Below are 12,524 nucleotides of genomic sequence, written 5' to 3'. Positions count from 1 at the left end.
ACGCCTGATCCACATCGCCCGGCCGCGGGACAGCCATCGCCGGCTGTATCCGATCCGCATGGGCCGCTATGACCCGAACAGCGGCGTGCCGCGCATCCTGGACACCTACCGCCGGCTGGGGCTTCGGCAATCCTTCTTTATTCCCGGCTGGGTGATCGAGACCTATCCCCGGATGGTCGACGCGATCCCGAAGGACGGGCACGAGATCGGGATGCACGGTTATCTGCATGAAGATCCGACGGAACTCGACGGCGCCGAACAGGGCTTCTGGTTCCAACGCGCGTTGGAGGTCTGCCGCCGGGCGACGGGCCAGACCCCGCGCGGCTATCGCGCTCCGGTCTATAATGTCACGCCCGAGGTGATCGACCTCGCCATCCGGCACGGGCTGACCTATGATTCCTCGATGATGGCTGACGACATTCCCTATGTCGTGACAGGCGAGGGCGGCGAATTGATCGAGATTCCGGTCCATTGGGGCAGCGACGACTGGCCGCCCTTCGCCCATTACGCCGAAATCGGCTATATGATGCCGGTGATGAGCCCGGCGCGCGGGCCGGAATCCGCATTCGCCGAGTTCGTGGCGCAGTATCAGGCGGGCGGTCTGTGGGTCGCCATCTGGCACCCGTTCCTGACCGGCCGCCTGTCGCGCTGGCGCGTGGTCGAGGCGTGGCTGGAACAGGTTCTGGCGCTCGGTGATGTATGGTTCGCGCCGCTGGAGGAGATCGCGGCCCTGTCGCACGGCTGCGGGCCAGCGGCACTTGGACGCCGCTTGTCGAACCCGCCCGGCCCTATGCGGTCGCGCCATTTGCAAAGGCACGAAAATGACCGAATTTGCCCATCGCTTCGCCGCCCATCACCCCGACGGCACCAACCCTTCGGCCGTCGCGGTGCTGGGGCAGTGCGGCCGGCCCGAGTTGGAAACCCGCCACACCATCCCCGCACGACAGGGGCGCGCGGTCCGGTTGCGTCGTGGCGAGCGGCTGCGGGTGATCAACCCGCAAGGCAGTCAGGTCGGCGATTTCTGGGCCTTCGCCGAAGCCGATCCGGGCGAGCATCTGTCGATGGAGCATATGCGCGCCGATCTGCGCAAGCTTACCCCGCGGGCGGGGGATGCGCTGGTGACGAACCGGCGACGGCCGATCCTGACCCTGCTGGAGGACAGTTCGCCGGGCGTGCATGATACGCTGGTCGCCTCATGCGATGTCTGCCGGTATCACAAGCTGGGGCATCAGGGGTATCACGACAATTGCACCGACAATCTGCGCATGGCGCTGTCCGCCATCGGGGTGAAACTGCCCGAGGTGCCCTGTCCGCTGAACCTGTGGATGAACACGCCGCCGCGGGGGAACGGCGACATGGTCTGGCTTCCGCCGGTCTCGCGTCCCGGCGATCAGGTCACCTTCCGGGCTGAAATGGACCTGATCGCGGTGATCTCGGCCTGTCCCATGGACCTTTTGCCGATCAATGGCGAAGACGCGGTTCCGCGCGATCTGGCGGTCATGATCCTGTCGTGACGCGGCGCCTGTCACACCCGTGGGGATATCACGCCTGTTGGCGGATCCAGTCGAGCAGCATTGCCAGTCGCTTCTGCGCCGGATGGCTGGGCAGAAAGACCACCCAATAGCTGGGCGCCGGCAGCGCGATATCCGACAGCCGCACCAGTTCCCCTTTGCGCAGCAGATCGGCCACCAGAACCTCGGACGCCAGCACCGCGCCATGCCCGGCAGCTGCGGCGTCGATGGCGTGTATTTCCTCGGAAAAGCTTTGTTCGATCGGCGGGTCGGCGCCCGCGACGCCCGCAAGGCTTTTCCAATAGGGCCAGCTCGGCGCATTGGCCGCACCGCTTCTCCAGCGATAATGCAGCAACGGCAAGGCCAGTATCGAAGCGGGTGACAGGGGCGCGTCCTGCCGGGCGATGCCCGGGGCCGCGACGGGAATGATCCGGTCCGGCAACAGGCGATGCCATTCCGCATCGCCGGCGGGCTTCTCGGCGTAACGGATGGCGATATCGACGCCGGACAGGCGCAGATCGGCGGGTTCGTCGTTCGCTTCGACCGCGATGAACAACCCGGTCTGCCGCCGCAACGTCGCAAGGCGCGGCATCAGCCAGCGGCTGGCGAAGGCGACGGTCACCGACAGCCGCAGGGGCGGTTCCGTATCATGGTCCGCAAGCCCGGCGATCGCGACGGCGATCCGGTCCAGCGCGTCCTGCAGCACCGGATAAAGCTGCGCGCCCTTGTCCGTCAGCCGGATCGGGCGCGGATAACGCTGGAACAGATCGGCGCCCAGCATTTCCTCCAACTGGCGGACCTGATGGCTTATCGCCGTGGGCGTCAGGCCCAGCTCATCGGCGGCATGGGTGAAATGCAGATGCCGGGCCGCGGCTTCAAAGGCGCGTAATGCGTGAAGGGGCGGCAGTTTGCGCAAGGGCTCTCTCGGCGGATGGCGACGGGTTGGATGAATCTGATTCATCATATGCCTGAAATATTCGCTTTGGCCAACGCGAAACGGGACCGGTATCGCCTTTTGCACAAGGGTTCCCAACCGCGTTGCCGAAGGAGAATACCATGACGACCCTGTTGCGCATTGATGCCAGCGCACAATTGCAAGACCGATCGCTGACCCGCAAACTGACCGCGCTGTTCACCGAGGCATTTCGAAGCGCCGACCCGCAGGTCCGCGTCATCACCCGCGATGTCGGCGCCGACCCGATCCCGCCGATCGACCACCGTTTCATTCACGCCGCCTTCACGCCCCCGGCCGAGCGCGAGGTCTGGATGAACCAGCGGCTGGCGCTGTCCGACCGGTTGATTGACGAGGTCACCGCCGCCGATGTGATCGTGCTGGGCGCGCCGATGTATAATTACGGCATGCCCTCGACGCTGAAGGTCTGGATCGACCATATTTCGCGGATCGGCCGAACGTTTTCATTTGACCTGTCGCGCGGCGATTTCCCCATCGAGCCGATCCTGTTCGGCAAGAAACTGGTCGTCCTGTCGTCTCGCGGCGAATTCGGTTTCGGCGCGGGCGAGGTGCGCGGCCATCTGAACGCGCTTGACCCCGGAATCGCGGCCTGTGCCCATTATTTCGGCGTTGCCCTCAGGGATATCGAAACGGTTGCCATCGAATATCAGGAGTTCAAGGACGCGCGCCATGCCCGGTCGGTGGCGCGGGCCGAGGAAAATACCCGCCGCTTGGCCCGTCGTCTTGCCGCAACCGGCGACGCCCGCACGCCCACGCCCGAACCGGCCCCGACCTGAGGTTTCATTCAATCCCGAAAGGAATGCCCGCGATGGTCGGCTTTCGTCGCAAGACCATGAGGCATTGAACGCCGCATCTCCTTTGGTTTTGTGATGCTGGGACGCGGCTCGGTCCTGAATTTTTCAAAACCCTTGTAATCGCCGCTCTCCCGGACCGATGAAATTCGGGCCGGGGTTCGGGTGCCGCATTGCCGGCGCGCGCGGCAGCGTCTGGGCATATGTCCGGGCTGTGCCGTGTCGTCCGTTACGACACATCCGACCCCGCGTCAGTTCTCCACGCCGATCTCCGCATCGGTCAGGCTTTGCCAGCGACTTAGAAGCATTCGGTAAAACTGTTCAGCGGCGGGCGGTGCCTTGGCTTGCGGCGCCCTGACAACGCCGACGGTGCGGTTGACCGTGGGGGCCTTCAGCGGGACCGCGGCAATAAGCGGATGCGGGTCGGTCGGCAGCGACATGCGGGGAAGTGCCGCGACGCCCAAGCCCGCTTCGACCAGACCAAGCGATGTCGACAGGTGCTGCACCTCGTAAGAGGGCCGGGGCCGTATCGGCGCACTTGCAAGCGCCAGATCCATGATCAGCCGGTTGCCGCTGGCACGGCCGACGGTGATGAAACGGTGATCGGCCAATTCCGCCCAGGTGACCTCATCGCGGCTGGCAAGGGGATGGTCGCGGCGGCAGGCCAGATAGAAGGGTTCTTCGATCAGCGGCTCGAAAATCACCTCGGGATCTTTGGCGCCCAGCAGCGTGATCCCGAAATCGACCTCGCGGTTGATGACGCTTTGCAGCACCTCATTCGCGCCGGCATCGACGATGCGAAACCGGATCGAGGGGTATTCATCGGTGAATTCCCGGATCACATCGGGCAGAAAGTAATATGCCGCCGTCGGAATGCAGGCGATGCTGACCAGCCCCGAACGGCGCTCGGCGATCTCGCGCACCGACAGAAGCGAGGTTTCCAGATCATCCAGCAGCCGCCGGGCGCGGGGTAGGAAATCGCGGCCGACAACGGTCAGCGAGACCCGGCGGGTGGTGCGTTCCAGCAACGCCACACCCAGCGTTGCCTCGAGTTTCTGGATGCGCCGGGTCAGGGCGGGTTGGGACAGGTGGATGCTTTCGGAAGCGGCGCGAAAGCTTTGCATCTCGGCCGTGGCGACAAAAGCCTTCAGATCTTCCAGGTCAATATTCATGCAAGATACGCAATTATAATTCAGATAATTGCATTTCACACATACCCCACCGTCATGGCAAGGGTCTTTCATCGCGGGCGGCTGACGACCCGCCAGAGGAAAACCAAGATCATGACCCGAATTCCATGTGTCCTGATGCGTGGCGGCACGTCACGCGGTCCGTTCTTTTTGTCTTCCGACCTGCCGCGGGATACGGGCACCCGCGATGCCGTCCTGATCGCGGCGATGGGCTCGGGCCATCCGTTGCAGATCGACGGTATCGGCGGCGGAAACCCCTTGACCAGCAAGGTGGCGATCGTCGGGCCCAGCCAGCAGCCGGGGACGGATGTCGATTATCTGTTTGGTCAGGTGAATGTCGAAAAGGCGCTGGTCGATACCGCGCCGAACTGCGGCAACATGCTGGCCGCCGTCGGTCCCTTCGCGATCGAGCAGGGGCTGGTCGCCGCCAGCGATCCCGAAACCCGGCTGACGATTCTGAACGTCAACACCGGCAAGCGGATCGAGGCCACGGTTCAGACACCGGGCGGCATCGTCAGTTATGAGGGCGACACCGCGATTGCGGGCGTCCCGGGGACAGCGGCGCCGGTGCGGCTGGCGTTTCTGGACGCGGCGGGGTCAAAGACGGGCAAGCTGTTGCCCACCGGGGCGCTGCGCGACGAGATTCAGGGCATCACCGTCACGCTTTTCGACATGGCGGTGGCGGCGGTTCTGGCGGCTGCGGAAAGCTTTGGCAAAACCGGCAGCGAAACCCCGGCCGAACTGGATGCCGATCGCGCCTTCATGGCCCGGCTGGAAAATCTGCGGCTGGAGGCGGGGCAACGCATGGGGCTTGGCGATGTGGCCAATCTGGTCATTCCAAAGCCGATCCTGCTGGCGCCGCCGACCGAAGGGGCGACCATCACCGCGCGCTATTTCATGCCGCATGCCTGCCACACCGCCGTCGCCATAACCGGCGCCGTCTGCATCGCCGCGGCCTGCTGCACCGAAGGCACCGTTGCGAACGAACTTGCGGTTCTGCCCGCGCCGGATGCGCAGGGGCGCCGGTTGCTTATCATCGATCATCCCTCGGGCCGCACGCCGGTCGAGATCGAGCAGGACGCCGAGACCGGCGAGATCCATCGCGTTTCGGTCATCCGAACCGCCCGCCGGTTGTTCGAGGGCTTCGTGCATATCCGCGACAAAGTCGCATAAACTATTCTCACGGGAGGAAGAAACGACATGATATTTCAGAACAAATCCGCCGTTCGGTCGATGCTGCTGGGCGCGGCCGCCGTCCTTGCCACCTCGCTGTCGCTGAGCGCGCAGGATTTCGCCGGCAAAACGGTCGAATGGACGATTCCGTTCGGCGTGGGCGGTGGCACCGATGTCTGGGCGCGGTTCTTTGCGCCGCAGTTGACCGAAAACCTTCCGGGCAAGCCGACGGTGGTGGTGCTGAACGTCCCCGGCGGCGGCTCGATCACCGGCGCCAACCAGTTCGCGCAGCGCGCAAGCGATGACGGGCTTTCGATCCTCGGCACCTCGGCCTCGACCCAGTACCCGGCGATCCTGGGCGATCCGCGGGTGCGCTATGATTATGCCGACTGGACGGCCGTTCTGGCCTCGCCTACGGGCGGTGTCGTCTACATCGACCCCAAATATGGCGTGACCGGCCCCGCCGATATCGAAAAGCTGCGCGCCGAGGAAATCCGCTTTGCCAGCCAGGGGGCGACGGCGCTTGAAATGCCGGTGCTGCTGGCCTTCAAGATGATGGGGCTGAACATCAAGCCGGTCTTCGGCATGGAAAGCCGCGGCGCCGGTCGTCTGGCGTTCGAGCGCGGCGAGGCCGGGATAGATTTCCAGACCAGTTCGGCCTATCTCGGCAGCGTCAAACCGCTTATCGACGCGGGCAAGGCGGTGCCGCTGTTCGCGCTTGGCGTGGTTGACGCCCAAGGCAATGTCAGCCGCGATCCGTCCTTCCCCGACCTGCCGACCTTTGTCGAGTTCTACGAACAGGCCACCGGCGCCAAGCCCGAGGGGCAGGCTTTCGAGGCGTGGAAGGCGCTGATGCTGGCGGGATTCTCGCTGCAGAAGATGGTGGTGCTGCCGAAGGACGCGCCGGCCGAGGTGATCGCCGCCTATGGCGACGCGGCGCGTGCCATCGTCGAGGCGCCCGATTTCCGCGCGCGGGCCGGCGAGGAGCTGGGCGATTACGAGCAGCTTGTGGGAGCTGACGCGGACGCGGCGCTGAAAAAGGCGCTGACCCTTGATCCGGCCATCCGCGACTTTCTGACCAACTGGCTGTCGGAAGATTACAACGTGCGGATGTAACCCGACCGACTGACCGACCCGACCGGCGCGACCGGCACAACCGGCCCGGCGGCTGATCCCGCCGCAATTCCTTCGGAGGAGATAACGATGTTTGATGTCGCGCTTTCGGCGCTTGGGCAGGTCATGTCCCTGGGCCATCTTGCCTTTCTTGTGCTTGGGGTCTGCGTCGGGCTGATCGTGGGTATCCTGCCGGGCCTTGGCGGCATCGCGGGCATGTCGATCCTGCTGCCGTTTCTTTACGGGATGAATCCGACCTCGGCGCTTGGCATGCTGATCGGCATGGTCGCGGTCATCCCGACGGGGGACACGTTCACCTCGGTCATGATGGGGATACCGGGTTCAAGCGCCAGTCAGGCGACGGTGCTGGACGGCTTTCCGATGGCCAAGCGCGGCGAGGCGGCACGGGCGCTGTCGGCGGCCTTCACCAGTTCGCTTCTGGGCGGGCTGGTCGGGGCGCTGGTCCTGTCTTTCGCCATCGTCATGGCGCGGCCGCTGGTCCTGTCTTTTTCCTCGGCCGAGTTGTTCATGCTGACGATCTTCGGCCTGTCCATGGTGGCGGTGCTGTCCGGGCGCAGCCTGACCAAGGGCATCGCCGCGGCCGGGATCGGTCTGGTCATCGGCTCGATCGGGACGGCGCCGGCGACGGGCGAGGCGCGGATGACATTCGGCATCGACTATCTTTATGACGGGGTGCCGCTGGTGGTCATCGCCATGGGTCTGTTCGCCATCCCCGAGGTGATCGACCTGCTGAAGCGCGGCAGTGCGATTTCAGAAACCACCGGGCTGGGGGGCGGCTGGGGCAGGGGGGTGCGCGACGTGCTGCGCCATCCCTGGCTGGTCGCGCGCTGCGCCAGCCTTGGCTGCATGATCGGGGCGCTGCCGGGTCTGGGCGGTGCGGTCGTCGACTGGATCGCCTATAGCCATGTCGTGCAGACCTGCCGCGACAAGTCGCAATTCGGCAAGGGCGACGTGCGCGGCGTCATCGCGCCCGAATCCGCCAATAATGCCTGTCAGGGCGGCGCGCTGATCCCGACGCTGCTGTTCGGCGTGCCGGGATCGGGCTCGATGGCGGTGTTTCTGGGCGGCATGGTGCTGCTTGGCATCCAGCCCGGCGTCACCATGGTCGAAACCCGGCTGGACCTTACCTATGCGATCATCTGGTCGCTGGCGCTGGCCAATGTCGTCGGGGCGGGGCTTTGCGTGCTGATGGCGCGGCCGGTGGCGCGGCTGACGCAGGTGCCGTTCGTCTATCTGGCGCCCTTCATGGTGATGATCGCGATGTTCGCGGCCTTTCAGGCCTCGCGGTCCATCGCCGATCTGGTCGCATTGATCGTGATGGGGGCGGTCGGCATCTATATGCGCCGCTTCGGCTGGCCGCGTCCGGCCCTGCTGATCGGCTTCGTGCTGGCGCCGGGGGCCGAGAATTACCTGTATCAGGCGGTGCAGTTCTATGACTGGAACTGGGTCACCCGGCCGGGCGTCGTCATCATCGGCGTGATCACGGTCGTCTCGGTTTATCTGGGCCTGCGCTTCGGCGCCGAGATTTCCAGCGAGGGCGAAAGCGACGCCGCCGATCAGCAGACCCGCGGCCGCCAGATCGCATTCGCCGGGCTTCTGGCCCTGATGGCCGCCTATTGCGTGTTCGAGGCGGTGCAACTGACCTTCCTCGGCATGGTTTTCCCCCTGATCGTGGGCGTTCTGGCGCTGGTCGCCGCGCTGGCGGTGATCCTGCGGATCCGTTCGGGCCGCACGGCGGAAATCCACGATGACGACGCCGGCGCGGCGCTTGCCGGAAAATCATCGGGGCGCGAGCTGTATCTGGCGATTTTCGCGGGGGTCGTCGCGCTGATCTGGCTGATCGGCTTTATCCCGGCGATGCTGGTATTCTTCCCGGCCTTTCTCATCCTCGCCGGCCACGCCCGCCCGTTGCAGGCCGCGCTGATGACGGCCGGCGCGGTCGGCTTCATCAGCCTGATCACCTGGGCCATGACCCTGCGCCTGCCCGAAGGACTGATCGCGCGCGCGTTGTTCTGACGCGGGGGGTGGCGGAGGGGATCGCACTTCTCCGCACCACCTCCGCGCGCGAGTATCTGGAAACGCCCCCCCGCCCGGCAACGGCGAGGGGCGCGTCTTTTCGAGATGTTGGGCGTGGCGTCAGGACGCCGCCCGCGAAGTATAGATGACCCGCTTTCACGCAGGTCGCGCCGGCAATCTTTCGGCGACAAATGCCCCGATCCCGCAGGTCTGCCGCAACCGTCCTGTGCGGGCGTCGAAATGCGGGTCATGCCAGACAGGTCAGAAACCGCCGGCCAACCGCGAGACGGCAAAGGCGCCCTGAACCCGCGACTCCAAACAACCGTTGCGCCCGCAACACATCCGAAACCCAAGCGCTTGTTGAGCAATCCGTGAATTGCAACCGGGGGGCGGGCTGCTTACTGTCCGCTTGTCGTGACAGGTTCGGACCACAGACCCAATGATGCGTCGCTGGATATGTTCATTGCTCATTCTTCTGATCGCTTCGGGCGGGATGATGCAGCATGGACGCAAGGCGCAGGCGGCTGATATTCCGGGCAATCACGTCATGGCCGCGATGACCGATCCCGGCATGCTGGCCCCGGCCGATCACCACAACCCGCAGCAGAAACGGCGCGCCGTGATGCCCGATGCCTGCGTGATCATCTGTCTGGGCACGCCAACGCCCTGGGCCGCCGCCGCGCAGCTTGCGCCGGTCGAAACGGAACGCTCGCTTCGGTGGCGTTTCACCGCCGTGACGCTTGAGGGGCGTTTCGTCGGCCCCGGATACCGGCCTCCGAAATCCGTCTGAACATTGCTTCGCCGCATCTTTCCAAGATGCCGAATATGTTCATCCCAAGGGAAATGATGGATTGCTTAGATGACATACATAATGAACCGCCGCGGCTTTCTGGCCGCATCCGGCGCCATGGCGGCGGCATTTGCCGCGCCGCGCGCAAGTATCGCCCAAGCCGCCGCGCCGACACTTCGGGCGGCAACCCGCACGCTTGACATCGACGGCCGCGCCGGGCGTGTTTTCGGTCTGATCAACGGAAACGGAACGCCCGGGCTGACGCTGGACCCGGGGCAGCGCTTTCGGCTTGATCTGATCAACGATCTGGCGGAGCCGACGATCATCCACTGGCATGGGCAGATCCCGCCGAACGCGCAGGACGGGGCGCCCGATCTGCCAATGCCGCTGTTGCAGCCGGGCGAGAGCCGCAGCTTCGACTTTGCGACGGCACCCGGCACGCACTGGATGCACAGCCACGTGCCCATTCAGGAAATGCAACTGCTTGCCGCGCCGCTGATCGTGCGCCGCCCCGAGGATCTGAGCGCCGACCGGCAAGAGGTCACCATGTTCCTGCATGATTTCTCGTTCCGCGCGCCCGAGGATGTGCTGGATGAAATCAGGTCGGGCGGCGAACATGCCGATGCGGCCAAAGCCGATGCGATGCAGACCGGGGGGGCGGCAGCGGGCCATGACATGGGCGGCGACATGGGCGGCAACACGGGCGGCGACATGGCGGCGACCGGAATGCAGGGGATGGAAGGCATGTCCATGGCCGGGACGGCCGGGATGCAGATGGACCTCAACGATTTCGATTTCGACGCCTATCTGGTCAATGACCGCACGCTGGGCGACCCCGAGATCGTGGCGGTCGAGAAGGGGGGCCGGGTCCTGCTGCGCGTCATAAACGCCGCCGCCGCCACGGTGTTCTGGCTCGACAGCGGCGCGGTTTCGGCGCGGCTCGTCGCGGTGGATGGTCAGCCGGTTGAGCCCTTGCCCGGCCCGCGCTTTGGCGTGGCGATGGGCCAGCGTCTGGATATCGAGCTTGATCTGCCCGCTGGCGGCGGGGCATGGCCGATCCTTGCGCTGCGTGAAGGCGCGGCAGAGCGCAGCGGCCTGATCCTCGCCTCGGCGGGGGCGCAGGTGAAGGTTCTTTCCGGCATGGCGGATGAACCCGCGCCGGCATTCGATACCGATCTTGCGCAAGAGGCCGCGCTCCGGGCGGTCGCGCCCTTGCCGGAACGCGCGGCCGATGTGGCGCCCATGGTGATGCTGGGCGGGCAGATGCAGCCCTATCGCTGGACCATCAACGATCGCGTGTTCGAGGATCGGGTTCCGGTCACGGCGGCGACGGGGCAGCGGGTCGAGATGACATTTCACAACATGACGATGATGGGGCATCCGATGCATCTGCACGGCCATCATTTTCAGGTCGTCGCGATCAACGGAAAGCGGTTCCCGGGGGCGATGCGCGACACGGTCTATGTGCCGCCGATGGCGATGGTCACGGTGGCGCTTGACGCGGGCGAGCCGGCCGAATGGATGCTGCATTGCCATCACATGCCGCATATGGCCAGCGGCATGATGACCACCTTCGCCGTGTCGGGTTGAGGCGGGGCCGTGGCGCATACCGATCATCCCACAGCCGCAGGTTTGGCTTATCCGCCCGCGGCGGGCATGCGGGCTGCGCCAACGGCGCCCCGGCAGCACCGCGTCACCGGAAGATCGCCACGGCCGGGCGCCGCAGGGTTTCGGGGGGCCGCACCGCCGATACCCGCGCGGGTCTTTCCGGGCGATCTTGCAATCGCCTGCCATTCGCCGCTATCGGGGGTCCGCAGACCGGCCGATGGTCGCGCCACGGCGCCCGAAGTCGATGGCCGGTGGAATTTTCAATGTGGTGACGGTGTGTCGAACCTCACCGCGCCAAACACCCGAAGCAGGATTTACACAGGAGTATACATATGCTGACACGCAGACATTTCATCCAGACGACGACCGCGCTGTTCTCGGCCGCTGTCGCCACGCCGCTGATGGCTTCGACATATCCCGATGCGGCGCAAAAGGCGGCATGGGACGCCGAGGTGACGCCCTCGGTGCCGAACCCTTGGGGGCTTCACCCGCGTTTCATGCCGCAGCGGGTCGTCGCGAACCCCGGCCTTGTCCCCGGTGACATCCATGTCGATGCGGTGGCGCGCTATCTTTATCACATCGAACAGGGCGGCACCGCGATGCGTTACGGCGTCGCCATCGGTCAGGGTGATCTTTACGAGCCGGGCACCTTCACGATCAAGCGCAAGGTCGAATGGCCGCATTGGACCCCGACCCAGAACATGATCAACCGCGAACCCGAGATTTACGGGAAATTCGCCAATGGGATGGAGCCGGGCCCCCAGAACGCGCTGGGATCCCGGGCGCTGTATCTTTATCTGGGCGACCGCGACACCTATCTGCGGATCCACGGCACGCCATTCCCGACCTCGATCGGCAGCCGGGCCAGCTCCGGCTGCGTCCGTATGGTCATGGCGCATATCAATCAGCTGTATCCGCTGGTCAAGATCGGCGCGACCGCGCATCTTTATCCCGCGGAACCCGGCGTGTCGGCGATGAGCTGAGCGCCTTTGCCGGGTGCCACCCGACCGGTGCGGTCACCGCATCAGGTCGGGGACACCTTGCAGATCTGGTTGCCGTTCGCGGCGCGCAGCGGCACCAGCGTCGTCTCGACCGGGCCGGCGTAATAATACCAATAGCAATTGTCCGCCGGGTCGAGCCTTGCCGTCGTCAGGTCCTGATTGGGGCCGGCGATGGCGACCACCTGCTCGGGGATCGGGTAGGGCGAGGCCTTTTCGGCGGCGGTATTGCCCGCAGTGGTACAGCCGGCTGCGGCCAGAAGTGACATTGCGATTGCGACGGTTCTTTTCTGCATGGGTTTCTCCTTGAATTGGTTGGTTGGTATTGCGGTCCGCGCCG

The 12,524-nt window shown here is 65.2% G+C and carries 11 protein-coding genes and 1 pseudogene; 9 read left to right on the top strand and 3 right to left on the bottom strand.

Annotation, left to right across the window (positions count from 1 at the left end):
• Positions 1-58: 58 nt before the first annotated feature.
• Together ACFSCT_RS06155 and ACFSCT_RS06150 are read left to right on the top strand one after the other, a co-directional pair.
• Positions 59-334: pseudogene (locus tag ACFSCT_RS06155) on the top strand (polysaccharide deacetylase family protein); the annotation flags it as partial.
• A 487-nt stretch (positions 335-821) separates the two neighbouring features.
• Positions 822-1,514, top strand: coding sequence for a DUF1989 domain-containing protein (locus tag ACFSCT_RS06150; protein ID WP_379141033.1), 693 nt, complete (start codon positions 822-824; stop codon positions 1,512-1,514).
• A gap of 28 nt (positions 1,515-1,542) precedes the next feature.
• On the opposite strand, the gene ACFSCT_RS06145 is transcribed toward ACFSCT_RS06150, so the two are convergent.
• Positions 1,543-2,472: a LysR substrate-binding domain-containing protein gene (locus ACFSCT_RS06145; protein ID WP_379141031.1), complete on the bottom strand. Its 930-nt coding sequence runs from the start codon at positions 2,470-2,472 to the stop codon at positions 1,543-1,545.
• A 95-nt stretch (positions 2,473-2,567) separates the two neighbouring features.
• Here ACFSCT_RS06145 and ACFSCT_RS06140 point away from each other — a divergent pair, with 95 nt between their 5' ends.
• On the top strand, positions 2,568-3,260 hold the full coding sequence (locus tag ACFSCT_RS06140; RefSeq protein WP_379141029.1) for an FMN-dependent NADH-azoreductase: 693 nt from the start codon (positions 2,568-2,570) through the stop codon (positions 3,258-3,260).
• 266 nt (positions 3,261-3,526) lie between these two features.
• Here the strand turns inward: ACFSCT_RS06140 and ACFSCT_RS06135 are convergent, their stop codons facing one another.
• Positions 3,527-4,447 carry a LysR family transcriptional regulator gene (locus ACFSCT_RS06135; protein WP_379141028.1) on the bottom strand — a complete coding sequence of 307 codons (921 nt, stop codon included), beginning with the start codon at positions 4,445-4,447 and terminating at the stop codon, positions 3,527-3,529.
• A gap of 111 nt (positions 4,448-4,558) precedes the next feature.
• Here ACFSCT_RS06135 and ACFSCT_RS06130 point away from each other — a divergent pair, with 111 nt between their 5' ends.
• From ACFSCT_RS06130 to ACFSCT_RS06105, 6 genes are all read left to right on the top strand, one after another.
• Complete coding sequence (locus ACFSCT_RS06130; RefSeq protein WP_379141026.1) at positions 4,559-5,638, top strand: 4-oxalomesaconate tautomerase; 1,080 nt, start codon at positions 4,559-4,561, stop codon at positions 5,636-5,638.
• Between the two features lie 27 nt (positions 5,639-5,665).
• The gene (locus ACFSCT_RS06125; RefSeq protein WP_379141024.1) at positions 5,666-6,754 is read left to right on the top strand and encodes a Bug family tripartite tricarboxylate transporter substrate binding protein; all 1,089 of its coding nucleotides are present in this window, start codon (positions 5,666-5,668) and stop codon (positions 6,752-6,754) included.
• 87 nt (positions 6,755-6,841) lie between these two features.
• The gene (locus ACFSCT_RS06120; protein ID WP_379141022.1) at positions 6,842-8,788 is read left to right on the top strand and encodes a tripartite tricarboxylate transporter permease; all 1,947 of its coding nucleotides are present in this window, start codon (positions 6,842-6,844) and stop codon (positions 8,786-8,788) included.
• Positions 8,789-9,251: 463 nt separating this feature from the next.
• Positions 9,252-9,578, top strand: a complete 327-nt coding sequence (locus ACFSCT_RS06115) for a hypothetical protein (RefSeq protein WP_379141021.1) — start codon at positions 9,252-9,254, stop codon at positions 9,576-9,578.
• A gap of 81 nt (positions 9,579-9,659) precedes the next feature.
• Positions 9,660-11,168 (top strand): multicopper oxidase family protein, encoded by a 1,509-nt coding sequence (locus ACFSCT_RS06110; protein WP_379141019.1) that lies wholly within the window; start codon positions 9,660-9,662, stop codon positions 11,166-11,168.
• Between the two features lie 350 nt (positions 11,169-11,518).
• Positions 11,519-12,169, top strand: coding sequence for a L,D-transpeptidase (locus ACFSCT_RS06105; RefSeq protein WP_379141017.1), 651 nt, complete (start codon positions 11,519-11,521; stop codon positions 12,167-12,169).
• A 41-nt stretch (positions 12,170-12,210) separates the two neighbouring features.
• On the opposite strand, the gene ACFSCT_RS06100 is transcribed toward ACFSCT_RS06105, so the two are convergent.
• Positions 12,211-12,480 (bottom strand): hypothetical protein, encoded by a 270-nt coding sequence (locus ACFSCT_RS06100; RefSeq protein WP_379141015.1) that lies wholly within the window; start codon positions 12,478-12,480, stop codon positions 12,211-12,213.
• Positions 12,481-12,524: the final 44 nt, after the last annotated feature.

The organism is Paracoccus pacificus, from assembly GCF_042680785.1.
Classification (GTDB): domain Bacteria; phylum Pseudomonadota; class Alphaproteobacteria; order Rhodobacterales; family Rhodobacteraceae; genus Paracoccus; species Paracoccus pacificus.
Note: the sequence above shows the minus strand (reverse complement) of the source record. Positions and strands in the feature narration are given on the sequence as shown.

Coding starts and splice junctions, on each gene's coding strand:
- ACFSCT_RS06125 (WP_379141024.1), top strand. CDS start 5,666: ATGATATTTCAGAACAAATCCGCCGTTCGGTCGATGCTGCTGGGCGCG.
- ACFSCT_RS06140 (WP_379141029.1), top strand. CDS start 2,568: ATGACGACCCTGTTGCGCATTGATGCCAGCGCACAATTGCAAGACCGA.
- ACFSCT_RS06135 (WP_379141028.1), bottom strand. CDS start 4,447: ATGAATATTGACCTGGAAGATCTGAAGGCTTTTGTCGCCACGGCCGAG.
- ACFSCT_RS06150 (WP_379141033.1), top strand. CDS start 822: ATGACCGAATTTGCCCATCGCTTCGCCGCCCATCACCCCGACGGCACC.
- ACFSCT_RS06145 (WP_379141031.1), bottom strand. CDS start 2,472: ATGAATCAGATTCATCCAACCCGTCGCCATCCGCCGAGAGAGCCCTTG.
- ACFSCT_RS06130 (WP_379141026.1), top strand. CDS start 4,559: ATGACCCGAATTCCATGTGTCCTGATGCGTGGCGGCACGTCACGCGGT.
- ACFSCT_RS06110 (WP_379141019.1), top strand. CDS start 9,660: ATGAACCGCCGCGGCTTTCTGGCCGCATCCGGCGCCATGGCGGCGGCA.
- ACFSCT_RS06120 (WP_379141022.1), top strand. CDS start 6,842: ATGTTTGATGTCGCGCTTTCGGCGCTTGGGCAGGTCATGTCCCTGGGC.
- ACFSCT_RS06100 (WP_379141015.1), bottom strand. CDS start 12,480: ATGCAGAAAAGAACCGTCGCAATCGCAATGTCACTTCTGGCCGCAGCC.
- ACFSCT_RS06105 (WP_379141017.1), top strand. CDS start 11,519: ATGCTGACACGCAGACATTTCATCCAGACGACGACCGCGCTGTTCTCG.